The organism is Rothia sp. 32237D007AR (assembly GCF_053544675.1).
The window spans coordinates 33,646-49,827 of sequence record NZ_JBPPUO010000008.1; the positions used below are offsets into that span (position 1 = coordinate 33,646).

The following is a 16,182-nucleotide window of genomic DNA, read 5'->3' on the forward strand; positions in this document are numbered from 1 at the left end:
CCTTATAGCTGTCACCACCATAATTGAGGCTAGTGGGTCATAGAGAACCAGAGCAACTGTCCCCTGGCTTAGTGTGGGGCTGGGCACTAATGGCCTAAAAACCTTGCTAAGCTCTAGCTACTCTGGCAAGATTGAATACGTTGTTCAAGCGCTTACCCGTCATAAGTAACTATGGCTCCGTTCAAGAAGCCTAGTGAAGGTAAGCCCAAATATGACCCAATCGATCAGTTCGAGGGAAGAGTGCGCTCCTTTTTTGCTCTAGCAAAAATGCGACACGCCCGAGTTCGGGGGTCGGTGCCTCGGTAGGGTGAGGAACCCGGCAGCTGCCGGATTCAGCCTACGCAGAGGTGGCGCGAAAGGGATGAAGAATCATCTCTTTACCTCAAGCGCCAGATAAAGGAGCGACCGCTCCGTTACAGGGAAGTAGACAAGAAAGAGAGTCCGACAGATGGCGGGACAGAAAATCCGCATCCGTCTGAAGTCATACGACCACGAGGTCATTGATTCTTCAGCACGGAAAATCGTTGAGACAGTTACGCGTGCAGGCGCGACGGTAGTAGGCCCCGTGCCGCTACCCACCGAAAAGAACGTTTACTGTGTTATCCGTTCGCCTCACAAGTACAAGGACAGCCGCGAGCACTTCGAAATGCGCACGCACAAGCGTCTGATCGACGTCGTTGATCCGACCCCCAAGGCTGTTGATGCCCTCATGCGTCTTGACCTTCCGGCAGACGTAAACATCGAAATCAAGCTGTAGAGGATCGCATCTAAATGACTAACAAGTTCGAGCGCCAGGTTAAGGGCCTGCTAGGCACCAAGCTTGGCATGACCCAGGTCTGGGACGAAAACGGCAAGTTCGTGCCCGTTACTGTCGTCAAGGCCGATTCCAACGTTATTACCCAGCTGCGTAACGCTGAGACCGATGGCTACGAAGCTATCCAGATCGGTTTCGGTGCTATCGAAGCTCGCAAGGTAACCAAGCCCCTCGCCGGTCACTTCGAGAAGGCAGGCGTAACTCCTCGCCGTCACCTCGTTGAACTGCGTACCTCAGACGCCGCTGAATACTCACTCGGTCAGGAACTGACTGTTGAGCTCTTCGAAGCAGGCCAGAAGGTTGACGTAGTTGGTAAGACCAAGGGTAAGGGTTTCGCCGGTGTTATGAAGCGTCACGGCTTCGCAGGTGTAGGCGCATCACACGGTGCCCACAAGAACCACCGTAAGCCCGGTTCAATCGGTGGCGCATCATACCCCGCACGCGTTTTCAAGGGTATGCGCATGGCAGGCCGTATGGGCGCTGCACGCCACACCACCATGAACCTCACTATTCAGGGTGTAGATGCCGAAAACAATGTTCTTCTGATCAAGGGTGCTATCCCCGGTCCTAAGGGCGGCGTTGTTCTGGTTCGCACCGCTGTGAAGGGAGCCTAATAAACCATGGCTGTCAAGACCGTAAAGGTAGACCTGCCCGCTGATATCTTCGACGCTCAGGCCTCTATTCCCCTGCTTCACCAGGTAGTAGTAGCCCAGCTCGCAGCAGCACGTCAGGGTACCCACAAGACCAAGAACCGCGGCGAAGTTTCCGGCGCAGGTCGTAAGCCTTTCAAGCAGAAGGGCACCGGCCGCGCACGTCAGGGCTCAATCCGTGCACCCCACATGACCGGTGGTGGCATCGTACACGGCCCTACTCCCCGTAGCTACGCACAGCGTACCCCCAAGAAGATGATTGCAGCTGCACTGCGCGGCGCTCTCTCAGATCGCGCTCGTAACGGTCGCGTTCACGTTGTCGAAGCCCTCGTAGAAGGCACCAAGCCTTCCACCAAGGCAGCAAAGGCAGCAATTGCAGAGATCACCAGCCGCAAGAACGCACTGGTTGTCATCGACCGCAAGGACGACCTGGTAGCACTGTCAGCACGCAACCTGGAGAACGTACACGTTATCTACGCAGATCAGCTCAACACCTACGATATTCTGATCTCAGACGACGTCATCTTCACCAAGGATGCCTACGACGTATTCGTCGCAGTTGCTTCTAAGGCTAAGAAAGAGGCTGCTAAGTAATGTCTGTTACCACCTCAACTTTCAAAGATCCCCGCGACGTCATCATCGCTCCCGTCGTGTCGGAAAAGAGCTACGGTCAGCTCGATGAAGGTAAGTACACCTTCCTCGTAGACCCCCGCTCCAACAAGCTGGAAATCAAGCAGGCCATCGAAACCATTTTCGATGTCAAGGTTGCTTCCATCAACACCGCTAACCGTGCAGGCAAGCGCAAGCGCACCCGCTTCGGTTGGGGTGCTCGTAAGAACACCAAGCGTGCGATTGTAACCCTCAAGGAAGGTTCAATCGACCTCTTCGGCGGTCCGGCTGCATAAGCACCGGAGACCACTTTAGCGAAGGAAAGAAATATCTAAATGGGTATTCGTAAGCACAAGCCGACGACCCCGGGTCGCCGCGGCTCGAGCGTCTCAGATTTCGCAGAAATCACTCGCTCAACCCCGGAAAAATCCCTGGTTCGTCCGCTCCCCAAGAAGGGCGGCCGTAACAACACCGGTCGCATCACCACCCGTCACAAGGGTGGTGGCCACAAGCGCCAGTACCGTCTGATCGACTTCCGTCGTCACGACAAGGACGGCGTCGACGCACGCGTTGCACACATCGAGTACGATCCTAACCGTACCGCCCGCATCGCACTGCTTCACTACGTTGATGGCACCAAGCGATACATCATCGCCCCCAACAAGCTTGCTCAGGGCGACATCGTAGAGTCAGGTCCCTCTGCCGACATCAAGCCCGGCAACAACCTGCCCCTGCGTAACATCCCCGTTGGTACCGTGATCCACGCTGTTGAGCTCCGCCCCGGTGGCGGCGCTAAGATGGGCCGCTCCGCTGGTGCATCCATCCAGCTAGTCGCTAAGGAAGGCAAGTACGCTCAGCTACGTCTGCCTTCTGGCGAAATCCGCAATGTGGATGTTCGCTGCCGCGCAACCGTCGGTTCCGTCGGTAACGCTGAGCAGTCCAACATTAACTGGGGTAAGGCCGGCCGTAACCGCTGGAAGGGCATCCGCCCGACCGTTCGTGGTGTCGTCATGAACCCCGTTGACCACCCCCACGGTGGTGGTGAAGGTAAGACCTCAGGTGGCCGTCACCCGGTTAACCCCAACGGTAAGCCCGAGGGCCGCACCCGCCGCCCCAACAAGGAAAGCGACAAGCTCATTGTTCGTCGCCGTCGTACTGGCAAGAAGCGCTAAGGAGCCTGAAACATGCCTCGTAGTTTGAAGAAGGGCCCTTTCGTTGATCAGCACCTTTTCGTAAAGGTTGCAGCTCAGAACGAGAAGGGCACCAAGAACGTTATCAAAACTTGGTCCCGCCGCTCGATGATTATTCCCGACATGCTCGGTCATACCATCGCAGTGCACGACGGACGCAAGCACGTACCCGTGTTCATCACTGAGTCCATGGTTGGTCACAAGCTCGGCGAGTTTGCGCCCACCCGTACTTTCCGTGGCCACGTTAAGGACGACCGCAAGGGTAAGCGTCGCTAAGCTACGGTCACCCCGTATCTTAGAAACGTTTTCCTTTCGGCAATAGACGAAAGAGAGATAGGCAATGGAAGCCAAGGCAACTGCGTCTTACGTACGCGTTACGCCTATGAAGGCACGCCGCGTCATCAACCTTATCCGTGGTAAGCAGGCGGAAGAGGCTCTGGCGATTCTGAAGTTCGCTCCTCAGGGCGCTTCAGAACCGGTATACAAGATCGTTGCATCAGCTGTTGCAAACGCTCGCCAGAAGGCCGCCCAGCAGGGCGTACCCTTCAAGGAAGAAGAGCTGTTCATCAGCGAAGCATACGCGAACGAAGGTCCCACCATGAAGCGATTCCAGCCTCGTGCCCAGGGCCGTGCGTTCCGCATCAACAAGCGCACCAGCCACATCACCGTGGTAGTCGCTACCCCGGAGAAGGAGGAGGGCCGCTAAATGGGTCAGAAAATCAACCCCAACGGTTTCCGACTTGGCATCACCACCAACCACGTCTCAAAGTGGTTCGCTGACTCCAACAAGGAAGGCGAACGCTACGCAGACTTCGTTCGTGAAGATGTAAAGATCCGCGAACTCCTGTCCAAGGGCATGGAGCGCGCAGGTATCGCCAAGGTCGAAATCGAGCGTACCCGTGACCGTGTCCGTGTGGACATCCACACCGCACGCCCCGGTATCGTTATCGGCCGCCGCGGCGCCGAAGCTGACCGCATCCGCGGTGAGCTGGAGAAGCTGACCGGCAAGCAGATTCAGCTGAACATCCTCGAGGTTGCTAACCCCGATCTGTCAGCTCAGCTTGTTGCTCAGGGTATCGCAGAACAGCTCGCATCACGCGTTGCTTTCCGCCGCGCTATGAAGAAGGCAATCCAGTCCGCACAGCGTGCAGGTGCAAAGGGTATCCGTATCCAGTGCTCCGGCCGTCTGGGTGGCGCTGAAATGTCACGTTCCGAGTTCTACCGCGAAGGCCGTGTGCCCCTGCACACCCTGCGTGCGAACATCGACTACGGTTTCTTCGAAGCAAAGACCACCTTCGGCCGCATCGGCGTCAAGGTCTGGATCTACAAGGGTGACCTCACCGACAACGAGCTTGCTGCACAGCAGGCTGCTGGTAACCGTCGTGGCAACGGCCGCGGTGGCGACCGTCGTCGCGCAGGTGGCCGTGGTCCCCGCCGTGAACGTCGTTCCGACAACGCTTCAGCACCCGCTGAAGCAAAGACTGCAGAAAACGGTGAGGCATAAATGCTAATTCCCCGTCGAGTAAAGTACCGCAAGCAGCATCACCCCAAGCGTTCAGGTATGGCTAAGGGTGGCACCGAGGTAGCGTTCGGTGAGTGGGGCATCCAGGCCCTGACTCCCGCATACGTCACCAACCGCCAGATTGAAGCTGCACGTATTGCAATGACCCGTCACATCAAGCGTGGCGGTAAGGTCTGGATCAACATTTATCCCGACCGTCCGCTGACCAAGAAGCCTGCTGAAACCCGTATGGGTTCCGGTAAGGGTTCACCCGAATGGTGGGTCGCAAACGTCAAGCCCGGTCGAGTTATGTTTGAACTCTCCGGCGTATCCGAAGAAGTGGCTCGTGAAGCTATGCGCCTCGCAATCCACAAGCTCCCGATGAAGGCACGCGTTGTGCGTCGCGAAGGTGGTGAATAGAAATGGCAGTTGGATCAAAGGATCTGAGCATCGACAAGCTGGCAGAGCTCTCCAACGAGAATCTGGTAGAGAAGCTGCGTGAGTCGAAGGAGGAGCTGTTCAACCTCCGTTTCCAGGCAGCCACCGGTCAGCTTGAAAATCCCGGTCGTATCCGCTCGGTCAAGCGCGACATTGCACGTATTTACACCGTGCTGCGTGAACGCGAGCTCGGTATTCGTCCCGCAACCGAAGGTTAAATCACATGAGTGAAGTAAAGACTGAAGAGCGCGGCTACCGCAAGACTCGCCGCGGCTACGTAGTGTCCGACAAGATGGACAAGACTGTAGTCGTTGAGGTCGAGGACCGCGTAAAGCACGCCCTGTACGGCAAGGTTATGCGCCGTAGCTCCAAGATCAAGGCACACGACGAGCAGAACACTGCTGGTATTGGTGACCTCGTTCTCCTGGCCGAGACTCGTCCGCTCTCCGCTTCAAAGCGCTGGCGCGTTGTCGAGATCCTCGAAAAGGCTAAGTAAACCAGTGGTTTGCTAAAGCTACGAGTTAGCTAGAGCTCCCCCTTCCCCTCATAGCGAGGGGGAGGGGGAGCTCTCTATTTTTAAGGGTGCTAGCTCACTGCCTAAGAGTGGTGCATCTCTCTAGGTTGAAGTCGCCTACTATGGTAAAGTTTTGGTTCTGTGTGGTTCTCTATACCCGCACAACCACGGTTCTTTTCGTGCCACAGCATAATGCCGCTCATAACGCGGGGTTCGCCCGCTCAAGCGGGTCCAGATGTTCGTCGGCATGATAGGGGCCCAGGCGTGTCCGCCAACTCTTCAACTCATTCAAGGGCTGCAAGAGACCGGCGCGTCAACATCCCGTAGAAATGTTCCGCAAGGCTGGCTCACAAAATTACCGTGTGTCGGAACCGGCGAGACGACAGGAGAAATATGATTCAGCAGGAGTCACGACTCAAGGTTGCTGACAACACCGGTGCGAAGGAAATCCTGACCATCCGTGTTCTCGGCGGCTCAAAGCGTCGTTACGCAGGCATTGGCGACATCATCGTCGCAACCGTCAAGGACGCAATCCCCGGCGGTACCGTAAAGAAGGGCGACGTTGTTAAGGCAGTTGTCGTCCGCACCAAGAAGGAAGTTCGTCGTCCTGACGGCTCCTACATCAAGTTCGACGAGAACTCAGCAGTAATTCTCAAGAACACCGATGGTGACCCCCGTGGCACCCGTATCTTCGGACCTGTTGGCCGCGAACTGCGCGACAAGAAGTTCATGAAGATCATTTCACTTGCTCCGGAGGTGCTCTAACTCATGGCTAAAATCAAGTCTGGCGACCTGGTACAGGTTATTTCAGGTGCAGATAAGGGTAAGCAGGGCAAGGTTCTCAAGGTATTCCCTAAGACCGAGCGCGTGCTGGTAGAAGGCGTCAAGATCGTCACCAAGCACAACAAGGCTAACCCCATGACCGGCGAAGCTGGCGGCATCGAAAAGGTTGAGGCACCGATTCACGTTTCAAACGTTGCAATCGTTGATCCCGAGACCAAGAAGCCGACCCGCGTTGGTTACCGCCTCGAGACCGTAGAGCGCAATGGCAAGGAACGCACCACTCGCGTTCGCGTTGCCAAGAGCTCGGGTAAGGACATCTAATGACCGAAGCAAAGATTACCCCTCGTTTCAAGACCAAGTTCAACGACGTAGTCACCCCCGCCCTGCAGGAAGAGTTCAACTACGAGAACGTCATGCAGGCGCCGAAGATCGTTAAGGTCGTCGTGAACATGGGTGTTGGTGAAGCCGCTAAGGACGCGAAGCTCATGGATGGTGCTATCCGCGACCTTACCGCAATCACCGGTCAGAAGCCGCTCGTTACCCGCGCGAAGAAGTCCATCGCACAGTTCAAGCTGCGTGAAGGTCAGCCCATCGGCGCACACGTCACTCTTCGTGGCGACCGCATGTGGGAATTCCTCGACCGCCTCGTCACCCTGGCTCTTCCCCGTATCCGCGACTTCCGCGGCCTCTCGGACCGCCAGTTCGACGGTAACGGTAACTACACCTTCGGTCTGACCGAACAGTCCATGTTCCACGAAATCGATCAGGATTCAATCGATCGCGTACGTGGTATGGACATCACCGTAGTAACCACTGCAAAGACCGACGATGAAGGCCGTGCGCTTCTGAAGGCACTCGGCTTCCCGTTCAAGACCAAGTAACGACTACGTTATAGGTCCGCACCGAATTACGGTGAGGAAACCATAACGAGGAAGGGCTCAGCCCACCATGACTATGACAGATCCTGTCGCAGATATGCTGACCCGTTTGCGCAACGCAAACTCAGCACATCACGACACCGTGTCAATGCCTTACTCCAAGCTCAAGGCTCGCATTGCCGAAATCCTCAAGGCTGAAGGCTACATCGCTGACTTCAAGGAAGAGGAAGCAAAGGTCGGTAAGACCCTCACCCTCGAACTGAAGTTCGGCCCCTCACGTGAGCGCTCCATCGTAGGCGTTCGCCGTATTTCCAAGCCGGGTCTGCGTGTTTACGCAAAGTCCACCAACCTGCCCCAGGTACACGGTGGCCTCGGCATCGCAATCCTGTCAACCTCTTCAGGTCTGCTCACTGACAAGCAGGCTGCGAAGAAGGGTGTTGGCGGCGAAGTCGTCGCTTACATCTGGTAGTCGGTAGAAGAGAAAGGAAGAAGAATGTCACGTATTGGACGTCTCCCCATCTCGGTTCCTGCCGGCGTTGAGGTAAAGATTGACGGCAACGTAGTTGCTGTTAAGGGTGCAAAGGGCGAGCTGACCCACGAGGTTGCTGCTCCCATCACTGTTGCACTTGAAGACGGTGTTGTCACCGTATCCCGCCCGAACGATGAGCGTACATCACGTTCACTGCACGGCCTGACCCGCACCCTGATTCAGAACATGATCATCGGTGTTACCGAGGGCTACTCCAAGAAGCTCGAAATCGTTGGTACCGGTTACCGTGTAACCGCTAAGGGCTCCAACCTCGAGTTCGCACTTGGCTACTCACACCCCATCACCATCGAGGCACCTGAGGGTATCACCTTCGCTGTTGAGGGCGCTAACAAGCTGACCGTTTCCGGTACCAGCAAGCAGCAGGTAGGCCAGGTAGCCGCTAACATCCGCGGTCTGCGCAAGCCCGATCCCTACAAGGGTAAGGGTGTTCGCTACGAAGGCGAGCAGATCCGTCGCAAGGTCGGAAAGGCTGGTAAGTAACCATGGCTGTAAAGACTAAGTCAGCACAGCGCGCACGCCGTCACGCACGCGTCCGCAAGTACGTTTCAGGCACCGCAGCACGCCCCCGCCTGTCCGTCACCCGCTCAGCTCGTCACATGTTCGTTCAGGTCATCGATGACACCAAGGGCCTGACCCTGGCATCAGCTTCCACCATGGAAGCAGACCTGCGCACCGCAGAGCTGGACAAGACCGCTAAGGCAAAGCGCGTCGGCGAACTCGTCGCTGAGCGTGCCAAGGCAGCAGGCATCGAAGCAGTTGTCTTCGACCGCGGTGGTAACAAGTACCACGGCCGTGTCGCAGCAGTTGCAGAAGGCGCACGCGAAGGAGGTCTGGCACTCTAATGAGCGAGCAGACTGTAAACGAAAAGGAAACTCAGGTGACTGAAGCAACCGCAGAAGCTACCGCTGAAACCTCCGAGAAGCGCGAAGCCCGCCGTAACGAGCGTGGCGAACGCCGCGGTAACCGCGGTGAACGCCGCAATAACCGCGGCCGCGACGAAGAGAAGGACAAGTTCATCGAGCGCGTTGTAACCATCAACCGCGTCTCCAAGGTCGTCAAGGGTGGTCGTCGCTTCAGCTTCACCGCACTGGTCGTTGTTGGTGACGGTAACGGTATGGTTGGCGTTGGCTACGGCAAGGCGAAGGAAGTTCCTGCAGCTATCTCAAAGGGTGTAGAAGAAGCAAAGAAGAACTTCTTCCGCGTACCCCGTGTTGAAGGCCGCACCATTCCTCACCGCGTTCAGGGTGAAGCAGCAGCAGGCGTAGTTATGCTCCGCCCCGCTACCGCTGGTACCGGTGTTATCGCTGGTGGTCCCGTTCGTGCCGTACTTGAGGCAGCAGGCATCCACGATGTTCTGTCCAAGTCCCTCGGTTCATCGAACCAGATCAACATTGTCCACGCGACCATCGAAGCACTGCGTCAGCTCGAAGAGCCCGTAGCAGTTGCTGCACGCCGTGGTCTTCCCCAGGACGAGGTTATCCCCGGCTTCTTGCGTGTCGCTCAGTCTGAAAAGGCAGGTGCGTAATGACCGGTAAGCGTATTCAGCCCAGCGATGCAAAGCTGGAAATCACCCAGATCAAGTCCTACGTCGGCGAGAAGCAGAACATGCGCGACACCCTCCGTTCCCTGGGCCTCAAGCGCCCCGGCAACAAGGTTGTTCGCACTGCTGACCCCGTCACCTGCGGCATGATCAACACCGTAGCTCACCTGGTTCAGGTTGAGGAGGTCAAGTAAAGATGGCAAACAACGACGCTATCAAGATTCACGATCTGCGCCCGGCTCCGGGTGCCCACAAGGCTAAGACCCGCGTAGGCCGCGGTGAAGGCTCAAAGGGTAAGACCGCAGGTCGCGGTACCAAGGGTACCAAGGCTCGTTACCAGGTTCGCGCCGGCTTCGAAGGTGGTCAGCTTCCGCTGCACATGCGCCTTCCCAAGCTGCGTGGCTTCAAGAACCCCTTCCGCACCGAGTACCAGGTTGTTAACCTGGACCGCATTGCGGAACTGTTCCCCGAGGGCGGCGACATCACCGTTGACGCTCTGGTAGCAGCTGGCGCAGTTCGCAAGAACGAACTGGTCAAGGTTCTCGGTACCGGCGAAATCTCAGCAGCCTACAACGTAACCGTTGACAAGGTTTCTGAGTCAGCTAAGGCTAAGATTGAGGCCGCTGGCGGTTCTGTAACCGTCAAGTAGCCCTAAGATGCACTGGGGCAACCCGGTTGTATCAAGCTATTGCGGGGTGCCCCGCTCACTTCGGTGGGCGGGGCACCTTTCTTTACGCTCTGAGGTTTGGTCTACACACGATTGAGTATTAAGCGATAGACTGGAAAACATTGTGTATTCGCCCCGCACACCTGCCAACGGTAGGGGAGACGGGGCAACTTAAATTCTGTCTCACAGGAGGACATGTGCTGACCGCTTTCGGACGGGCCTTCAAGACGCCCGACCTGCGTAATAAGCTGCTGTTCACCCTGGGTATTATCGTGATCTACCGTGTAGGCGTATTCATCCCCGCCCCCGGTGTCTCCTACGGAAACGTGCAGCAGTGCCTGTCGACCGCCACCGCAACAGGTGGTGTCTACGACATGATTAACCTCTTTAGCGGTGGCGCGCTGCTCCAGCTGTCGATTTTTGCCCTGGGCGTTATGCCGTACATTACCGCGAGCATTATTGTTCAGCTGCTTCGCGTGGTCATTCCCCGCTTCCAGCAGCTCCACGAGGAAGGTGCCCAAGGCCAGACCAAGCTGACCCAATACACCCGTTACCTCACCATTCTGCTTGCCTTACTGAACGCCACTACCATTGTGTCCCTGGCACGCTCTGGAATGCTTCTACAGGGCTGCATGCTGCCGATTATCCCCGATGACGGTATCTGGAATATCTTGCTGATTATCACCGCCCTAACCGCCGGAACCGGTGTAGTCATGTGGCTAGGTGAACAGATTACCGAAAAGGGCGTAGGCAATGGCATGTCCCTGCTGATTTTCACCTCAATTGCGGCCTCTTTCCCCTCTGCTTTCGGTTCCATTCTGCAGACCCAAGGCTGGGGTATCTTCTCCGCAGTCCTAGCAGTTGGCCTGCTGGTTATCGTAGCGGTGGTCTTCGTTGAACAATCTCAGCGTCGTATCCCTGTACAGTATGCCAAGCGCATGATTGGGCGTCGTACCATTGGAGGTACCACCACCTATATTCCTCTAAAGGTTAATATGGCCGGTGTTATCCCCATCATCTTCGCCTCATCTATGCTGATGGTGCCCGGCCTTATCGCCCAATTCAACACCCCATCAGACGGTTCTGCACCGCCGGAATGGGTCAACTGGATTAGCACTTACCTTGTTATGGGCGACCACCCCCTCTACATGACCCTTTACTTCCTGCTGATTTTGGGATTTGCCTACTTCTACGTCTCCATCACCTTCAATACCGAAGAAGTTGCAGGCAACATGAAGAAGTACGGCGGTTTTATCCCTGGAATCCGTGCAGGACGCCCCACCCAGGAATACCTGAGCTATGTGCTCAACCGTATTACCCTGCCTGGCGCCATCTATGTAGCCCTACTAGCCCTTCTACCGCTGGTAGCCTTCGTCCTCTTTGGCGCTAACCAGAATTTCCCGCTCGGCGGTGCCTCACTGCTGATCGTTATCGGCGTTGGTCTTGACACCGTCAAGCAAATCGATGCCCAGCTCCAACAACGCAACTACGAAGGACTACTGCGATGAACCGTCTGCTCATCATTGGCCCTCCCGGTGCCGGCAAAGGCACCCAGGCCGTCAAAATCGCTGAAAAGCTCAACATTCCCGCTATCTCCACCGGCGATATCTTCCGCAAGAACATCAAGGAAGAAACCGAGCTGGGCAAAGAAGCTAAGAGCTACATCGACTCAGGCAACCTCGTACCCGACTCCGTCACCAATCGCATGGTACGCGCCCGCCTAGCTGAAGCTGATACCGCTAACGGCTTCCTGCTCGATGGCTACCCCCGCAACACCGCCCAGGTAGGCGAACTCGATACCATCCTGGCAGACATGGGTCAGAAGATCAGCCAGGTCCTGCTCCTGGTTGCTGATAACGACGAACTGGTTGAGCGTCTACTAGGCCGAGCAGCTAAGGAAGGCCGCTCAGACGACAACGAAGAGGTCATCCGCCACCGCCTTAAGGTCTACGAGGAAGAAACCGCTCCTCTTGTAGCTATCTACACCGAGCGCGGCCTCGTCACCGAAATCAACGGTCTAGGTGAAATCGACGAAGTCACCACCCGTATTATGGATGCACTCAAGTAAGCCTCCACCCCACCTGTGCCCCCGGTCATTGCGGGGGCACAGGCTTTTAAAGCACACTGGTGTAGTTTGGCTCCGCCAAGTCAACTACACGAACCTAGCCCAGGAAAGACCACTATGCGCCGCATCGAATACAAAACAGACCGCCAACTTGCTGAAATGGCCCGTGCCGGTGTCATCACTTCCCGCGCCCTCGAAGCAGCAGTAGCCGCTGCTGCCCCCGGCGTCACCACCGCCGAACTCGATACGGTCTTCCGCGGCGTCCTTGCTGAGCACAATGCCGGCTCTAACTTCCTGGGCTACTACGACTACCCCGCCACCGTCTGTACCTCTGTCAATGATGTTGTCGTCCACGGTATCCCCGGTGACCTCACCCTGGCTGAAGGCGACATGGTCTCTATCGACGGCGGGGCCACTGTACAAGATGCTCGAGGAACCACCTGGCACGGTGATTCTGCCCGCACCGCCCTGATCGGCCAGGTCTCTGATACCCGACGCGAGCTCTCTGAAATAACCTACGCTGCCCTCTGGCACGGGATTGCAGCACTAGCAACTGCCAAAAAAGTCGGTGAAATTGGCTTTGCCATCGAAAACTTCGTGCGCCAGGAAACCGGCGATACCTACGGCATCATTGAAGACTTCGTAGGCCATGGCATCGGCACCTCTATGCATATGGCTCCTGACGTGCTCAACTATGCTGCCCGAGACCTGGGCCCCCGCGTCAAAAAAGGAATGGCTCTGGCCATTGAGCCCATGCTGGTAACCGGCTCCATTGAAACCGTCACCCTTGAGGATGAGTGGACCATCAAAACCGTTGATGGGGGAGACGCCTGCCAGTGGGAGCACTCCGTAGCAGTCCACTCTGAAGGTATTTGGGTTCTCACCGCAGAGGACGGCGGCGCCTCCGAACTCTCCAAGCTCGGCGTCACCGTCAAACCCATTCCTGCCTAAGTTCGCGCCCCTTCACCAATCGCCTCCGCCCCCCGCATCGCATCGAAAGCAAGAGCCATGACCGAAACCACCAGCGTCCCCCTAGAAATATCCACTGCCAGACCCGAACCTGGGCAAATCATCCTCAAAGCCCCCCGCCGCGGCAAACCCCCGTGCCACATTGCAGACTTCGATATGGCTGGGCGCCGTGCCTTCCTTGAAGAACTTGGCTACAAACCCTTCCGTGCAGCCCAGCTTTCCAAGCACTACTTTGAACGCCTGGTTAATGACCCTGAGGCAATGACCGACCTGCCGGCAGCAGAACGCTCCCAGATGGTTGCCGATGCAATGCCCCAGCTGCTCACTACCGTCCGCACCCTCGAAGCTGACGGAGGTGACACTCTCAAAGTTGTCCACCGCCTCTTTGACGGTGCCCTGGTTGAGTCCGTGATCATGCGTTATGAGAACCGTGTGACCATGTGCATCTCATCCCAGGCAGGCTGCGGTATGAACTGCCCCTTCTGCGCCACCGGTCAGCAGGGCCTTACCCGTAACCTCTCCACCGCAGAAATTGTCGAACAGGTCATCGCCGGTGCCCGCTACCTCAAAGAAATGAAAGGGCTAGAACAGGCCGAGGGTGGGGCTGAAGATACCCGCCCCCTACGCGTCTCTAACATCGTATTTATGGGTATGGGTGAAGCCCTGGCCAACTATAAAGCCACCATGGGCGCCGTGCACCGCCTCATTGACCCCGCCCCAGAAGGGCTGGGAATTTCAGCGCGTGGCATTACCATGTCAACTGTTGGCCTGGTTCCTGGTATTCGTAAGTTTGAGATGGAAAAGCTTCCCATCACCCTCGCCCTTTCTCTCCATGCCCCCGATGATGAGCTGCGCGATGAACTGATCCCCATCAATCAGCGGTGGAAGGTCGATGAGACTCTTGACGCCGCCTACGACTACTACCGCACCACCGGCCGCCGTATCTCCATCGAATATGCCCTTATTCGCGATATCAATGATCAAGGCTGGCGCGCTGATTTGCTGGGCAAAAAACTAGCTTCACGCGGACGCGGCTGGGTGCACGTTAACCCCATCCCCCTGAACCCTACCCCTGGCTCTAAATGGACGGCCTCCCGTAAGGGCGTTGAACAAAACTTTGTTGAGCGTCTGCGTGCCCATGGCATCCCCACCACTGTGCGCGATACCCGCGGAAGCGATATCGACGGTGCCTGCGGTCAGCTAGCTGCCAAGGAAGACTAAAGGAAATACGCAGAACAGGATGTTAATGTGAAGCTCGCTATGTTTTGCGAAAACCATTAACATTCCAGGGCTTTTGCCGTATATTTGTTTGTTGGTTGTCTGTGCCATGCGTTTTGAGCGCAAGCGGAGCGGTACCCGGCCCCGGGAGAACGCTTCGAATACAGGAAACACTACCAAGAGCCCCCAAGAACCCCTTGGGTGCACGAAAGTAAAGCGGAGGATATGGCCAAGAAAGACGGCGTCATCGAGATTGAAGGTACCGTGGTCGAAGCACTGCCCAACGCATCATTCCGCGTTGAGCTAGACAACGGGCACAAAGTACTTGCACACATCTCAGGCAAGATGCGTCAGCACTACATTCGAATCCTGCCTGAGGACCGAGTAGTAGTCGAGCTCAGCCCCTACGACCTCTCACGTGGTCGTATCGTCTACCGCTACAAGTAAACACGAGCACCAAACGTCGCTAAGCTAAGCGGCGTTTACGCCGTGTAAAAGGGGTAAACAGTTCTCCCACCGGCACCGCCGGACACAGAACCTCTTACCCCGCCCGTCCAAAGCATTAGCTGAAACATCAACGCAAAGGAATGCGATGAAGGTCAAGCCGAGCGTTAAGCCGATCTGCGACAAGTGCAAAGTGATCCGCCGTCACGGTGTGGTCATGGTGATCTGCGAAAACCCGCGCCACAAGCAGCGCCAGGGCTAAACACGTAGCCCCAACGCTGAGAAGACCACCTCATAAGGTGGCACAACAGAAAATGGCACCGCTCCTGCCCTAGAGGCAGGATACCTCCGGGCACAGAGGCCGGGGACCGGGACAACCGGGCAGTGATGTCACAGACCTCTGCGAAAACAAGGAGAACGCCCCATGGCACGTCTCGCTGGAGTCGATATTCCCCGCGAAAAGCGCGTGGAAATTGCTCTTACTTACATCTACGGCGTGGGCAAGACCCGTGCAAAAGAAGCGCTTGCTGCAACCGGTGTTGACCCCAACACCCGCGTCAAGGACCTTGACGATACCCAGCTCGTAGCACTTCGTGACTTCATCGAAGGCAACTACAAGGTTGAAGGTGACCTTCGCCGCGAGGTTGCTGCCGATATCCGCCGCAAGGTAGAAATCGGTAGTTACCAGGGTCTGCGTCACCGCCGTGGCCTTCCCGTACACGGCCAGCGCACCAAGACCAACGCACGTACCCGCAAGGGCCCGAAGCGTACCGTCGCAGGTAAGAAGAAGTAAACAGTGTTGCCTCAGTCTTGCACATCGCGTAAGACCAACACTTCAACCAAAACTTTGTAGGAGAATCAAAAATGCCTCCCAAGACTCGTGCAGCGGCCAAGCGTACCGGCCGCCGCAAGGTTTCCAAGAACATTGTTGCCGGTCAGGCACACATCAAGTCAACCTTCAACAACACCATCGTTTCAATCACTGATCCCTCTGGTGCTGTTATTTCCTGGTCATCCGCCGGTGAAATGGGCTTCAAGGGTTCACGTAAGTCAACCCCCTACGCTGCTCAGATGGCTGCTGAGACCGCTGCAAAGCGCGCTCAGGAACACGGTGTCCGCAAGGTAGACGTTTTCGTCAAGGGCCCCGGCCCCGGTCGCGAAACCGCTATCCGCTCACTCCAGGCTACCGGCCTCGAAGTTGGCTCCATCCAGGACGTCACCCCCGTTGCCCACAACGGTTGCCGTCCCCCGAAGCGCCGCCACGTCTAAGCCCTCACCGGCCAGACGCGTCCCGAACATCGGGCGACCGACAACCTACCGGTTGCAGGTCAATGAACAGACTGCTTCGTCTG

At 56.7% G+C, this 16,182-nt stretch carries 28 protein-coding genes; all 28 read left to right on the top strand.

The window, feature by feature from the left end; all coding sequences use genetic code 11:
* The first annotated feature begins 448 nt into the window (after nucleotides 1–448).
* The 28 genes from rpsJ to rpsK all read left to right on the top strand — a co-directional run bounded on the left by rpsJ (nucleotide 449) and on the right by rpsK (nucleotide 16,099).
* Complete coding sequence (gene rpsJ / locus ACED87_RS06445) at nucleotides 449–757, top strand: 30S ribosomal protein S10 (RefSeq protein WP_068169589.1); 309 nt, start codon at nucleotides 449–451, stop codon at nucleotides 755–757.
* A gap of 14 nt (nucleotides 758–771) precedes the next feature.
* Nucleotides 772–1,428, top strand: a complete 657-nt coding sequence (gene rplC, locus ACED87_RS06450; protein WP_135012885.1) for a 50S ribosomal protein L3 — start codon at nucleotides 772–774, stop codon at nucleotides 1,426–1,428.
* A 6-nt stretch (nucleotides 1,429–1,434) separates the two neighbouring features.
* Nucleotides 1,435–2,058, top strand: coding sequence for a 50S ribosomal protein L4 (gene rplD, locus ACED87_RS06455; RefSeq protein ID WP_449081084.1), 624 nt, complete (start codon nucleotides 1,435–1,437; stop codon nucleotides 2,056–2,058).
* Nucleotides 2,058–2,369: a 50S ribosomal protein L23 gene (rplW, locus tag ACED87_RS06460; RefSeq protein WP_449081082.1), complete on the top strand. Its 312-nt coding sequence runs from the start codon at nucleotides 2,058–2,060 to the stop codon at nucleotides 2,367–2,369. Before rplD ends, rplW begins: the two co-directional genes overlap by 1 nt.
* A gap of 39 nt (nucleotides 2,370–2,408) precedes the next feature.
* Nucleotides 2,409–3,245, top strand: a complete 837-nt coding sequence (gene rplB / locus ACED87_RS06465) for a 50S ribosomal protein L2 (protein WP_135012888.1) — start codon at nucleotides 2,409–2,411, stop codon at nucleotides 3,243–3,245.
* 12 nt (nucleotides 3,246–3,257) lie between these two features.
* Entirely contained in the window at nucleotides 3,258–3,539 is a 282-nt protein-coding gene (gene rpsS / locus ACED87_RS06470) for a 30S ribosomal protein S19 (RefSeq protein ID WP_083090719.1), read from the top strand.
* Between the two features lie 64 nt (nucleotides 3,540–3,603).
* A complete protein-coding gene (gene rplV, locus ACED87_RS06475; RefSeq protein ID WP_083090720.1) occupies nucleotides 3,604–3,969 on the top strand; it encodes a 50S ribosomal protein L22 in 366 nt (121 codons plus the stop codon).
* On the top strand, nucleotides 3,970–4,767 hold the full coding sequence (rpsC, locus tag ACED87_RS06480) for a 30S ribosomal protein S3 (protein ID WP_449081080.1): 798 nt from the start codon (nucleotides 3,970–3,972) through the stop codon (nucleotides 4,765–4,767).
* Entirely contained in the window at nucleotides 4,768–5,184 is a 417-nt protein-coding gene (gene rplP / locus ACED87_RS06485; RefSeq protein ID WP_135012890.1) for a 50S ribosomal protein L16, read from the top strand.
* A gap of 2 nt (nucleotides 5,185–5,186) precedes the next feature.
* Nucleotides 5,187–5,420 carry a 50S ribosomal protein L29 gene (rpmC, locus tag ACED87_RS06490; RefSeq protein ID WP_083090723.1) on the top strand — a complete coding sequence of 78 codons (234 nt, stop codon included), beginning with the start codon at nucleotides 5,187–5,189 and terminating at the stop codon, nucleotides 5,418–5,420.
* A 5-nt stretch (nucleotides 5,421–5,425) separates the two neighbouring features.
* Nucleotides 5,426–5,698, top strand: coding sequence for a 30S ribosomal protein S17 (rpsQ, locus tag ACED87_RS06495; protein ID WP_449081077.1), 273 nt, complete (start codon nucleotides 5,426–5,428; stop codon nucleotides 5,696–5,698).
* A 411-nt stretch (nucleotides 5,699–6,109) separates the two neighbouring features.
* Nucleotides 6,110–6,481 carry a 50S ribosomal protein L14 gene (gene rplN / locus ACED87_RS06500; protein ID WP_135013742.1) on the top strand — a complete coding sequence of 124 codons (372 nt, stop codon included), beginning with the start codon at nucleotides 6,110–6,112 and terminating at the stop codon, nucleotides 6,479–6,481.
* Nucleotides 6,482–6,484: 3 nt separating this feature from the next.
* Nucleotides 6,485–6,820 carry a 50S ribosomal protein L24 gene (gene rplX, locus ACED87_RS06505; RefSeq protein WP_449081075.1) on the top strand — a complete coding sequence of 112 codons (336 nt, stop codon included), beginning with the start codon at nucleotides 6,485–6,487 and terminating at the stop codon, nucleotides 6,818–6,820.
* On the top strand, nucleotides 6,820–7,380 hold the full coding sequence (gene rplE / locus ACED87_RS06510; RefSeq protein WP_449081073.1) for a 50S ribosomal protein L5: 561 nt from the start codon (nucleotides 6,820–6,822) through the stop codon (nucleotides 7,378–7,380). The genes rplX and rplE overlap by 1 nt, the downstream gene beginning before the upstream one ends.
* Nucleotides 7,381–7,447: 67 nt before the next feature.
* Entirely contained in the window at nucleotides 7,448–7,846 is a 399-nt protein-coding gene (gene rpsH, locus ACED87_RS06515) for a 30S ribosomal protein S8 (RefSeq protein ID WP_135013745.1), read from the top strand.
* A gap of 24 nt (nucleotides 7,847–7,870) precedes the next feature.
* The gene (rplF, locus tag ACED87_RS06520; RefSeq protein ID WP_449081071.1) at nucleotides 7,871–8,407 is read left to right on the top strand and encodes a 50S ribosomal protein L6; all 537 of its coding nucleotides are present in this window, start codon (nucleotides 7,871–7,873) and stop codon (nucleotides 8,405–8,407) included.
* Between the two features lie 2 nt (nucleotides 8,408–8,409).
* Nucleotides 8,410–8,769 carry a 50S ribosomal protein L18 gene (gene rplR / locus ACED87_RS06525; protein ID WP_185174284.1) on the top strand — a complete coding sequence of 120 codons (360 nt, stop codon included), beginning with the start codon at nucleotides 8,410–8,412 and terminating at the stop codon, nucleotides 8,767–8,769.
* Entirely contained in the window at nucleotides 8,769–9,452 is a 684-nt protein-coding gene (gene rpsE / locus ACED87_RS06530; protein WP_449081068.1) for a 30S ribosomal protein S5, read from the top strand. Before rplR ends, rpsE begins: the two co-directional genes overlap by 1 nt.
* Complete coding sequence (rpmD, locus tag ACED87_RS06535) at nucleotides 9,452–9,661, top strand: 50S ribosomal protein L30 (protein WP_135013749.1); 210 nt, start codon at nucleotides 9,452–9,454, stop codon at nucleotides 9,659–9,661. The genes rpsE and rpmD overlap by 1 nt, the downstream gene beginning before the upstream one ends.
* 2 nt (nucleotides 9,662–9,663) lie before the next feature.
* A complete protein-coding gene (rplO, locus tag ACED87_RS06540) occupies nucleotides 9,664–10,116 on the top strand; it encodes a 50S ribosomal protein L15 (RefSeq protein ID WP_135013750.1) in 453 nt (150 codons plus the stop codon).
* A 215-nt stretch (nucleotides 10,117–10,331) separates the two neighbouring features.
* Entirely contained in the window at nucleotides 10,332–11,642 is a 1,311-nt protein-coding gene (secY, locus tag ACED87_RS06545) for a preprotein translocase subunit SecY (protein WP_449081066.1), read from the top strand.
* Nucleotides 11,639–12,202 carry an adenylate kinase gene (locus tag ACED87_RS06550; protein ID WP_449081064.1) on the top strand — a complete coding sequence of 188 codons (564 nt, stop codon included), beginning with the start codon at nucleotides 11,639–11,641 and terminating at the stop codon, nucleotides 12,200–12,202. The genes secY and ACED87_RS06550 overlap by 4 nt, the downstream gene beginning before the upstream one ends.
* Before the next feature lie 114 nt (nucleotides 12,203–12,316).
* On the top strand, nucleotides 12,317–13,150 hold the full coding sequence (gene map / locus ACED87_RS06555; RefSeq protein WP_449081063.1) for a type I methionyl aminopeptidase: 834 nt from the start codon (nucleotides 12,317–12,319) through the stop codon (nucleotides 13,148–13,150).
* A gap of 57 nt (nucleotides 13,151–13,207) precedes the next feature.
* Complete coding sequence (gene rlmN / locus ACED87_RS06560; protein ID WP_449089743.1) at nucleotides 13,208–14,389, top strand: 23S rRNA (adenine(2503)-C(2))-methyltransferase RlmN; 1,182 nt, start codon at nucleotides 13,208–13,210, stop codon at nucleotides 14,387–14,389.
* A gap of 222 nt (nucleotides 14,390–14,611) precedes the next feature.
* The gene (gene infA / locus ACED87_RS06565) at nucleotides 14,612–14,833 is read left to right on the top strand and encodes a translation initiation factor IF-1 (protein ID WP_083090737.1); all 222 of its coding nucleotides are present in this window, start codon (nucleotides 14,612–14,614) and stop codon (nucleotides 14,831–14,833) included.
* Nucleotides 14,834–14,978: 145 nt separating this feature from the next.
* Nucleotides 14,979–15,092, top strand: coding sequence for a 50S ribosomal protein L36 (gene rpmJ, locus ACED87_RS06570; protein WP_004005257.1), 114 nt, complete (start codon nucleotides 14,979–14,981; stop codon nucleotides 15,090–15,092).
* Between the two features lie 162 nt (nucleotides 15,093–15,254).
* Nucleotides 15,255–15,623: a 30S ribosomal protein S13 gene (gene rpsM, locus ACED87_RS06575; protein ID WP_083090738.1), complete on the top strand. Its 369-nt coding sequence runs from the start codon at nucleotides 15,255–15,257 to the stop codon at nucleotides 15,621–15,623.
* 71 nt (nucleotides 15,624–15,694) lie between these two features.
* Nucleotides 15,695–16,099, top strand: a complete 405-nt coding sequence (gene rpsK, locus ACED87_RS06580; RefSeq protein ID WP_083090739.1) for a 30S ribosomal protein S11 — start codon at nucleotides 15,695–15,697, stop codon at nucleotides 16,097–16,099.
* Nucleotides 16,100–16,182 lie beyond the last annotated feature (83 nt).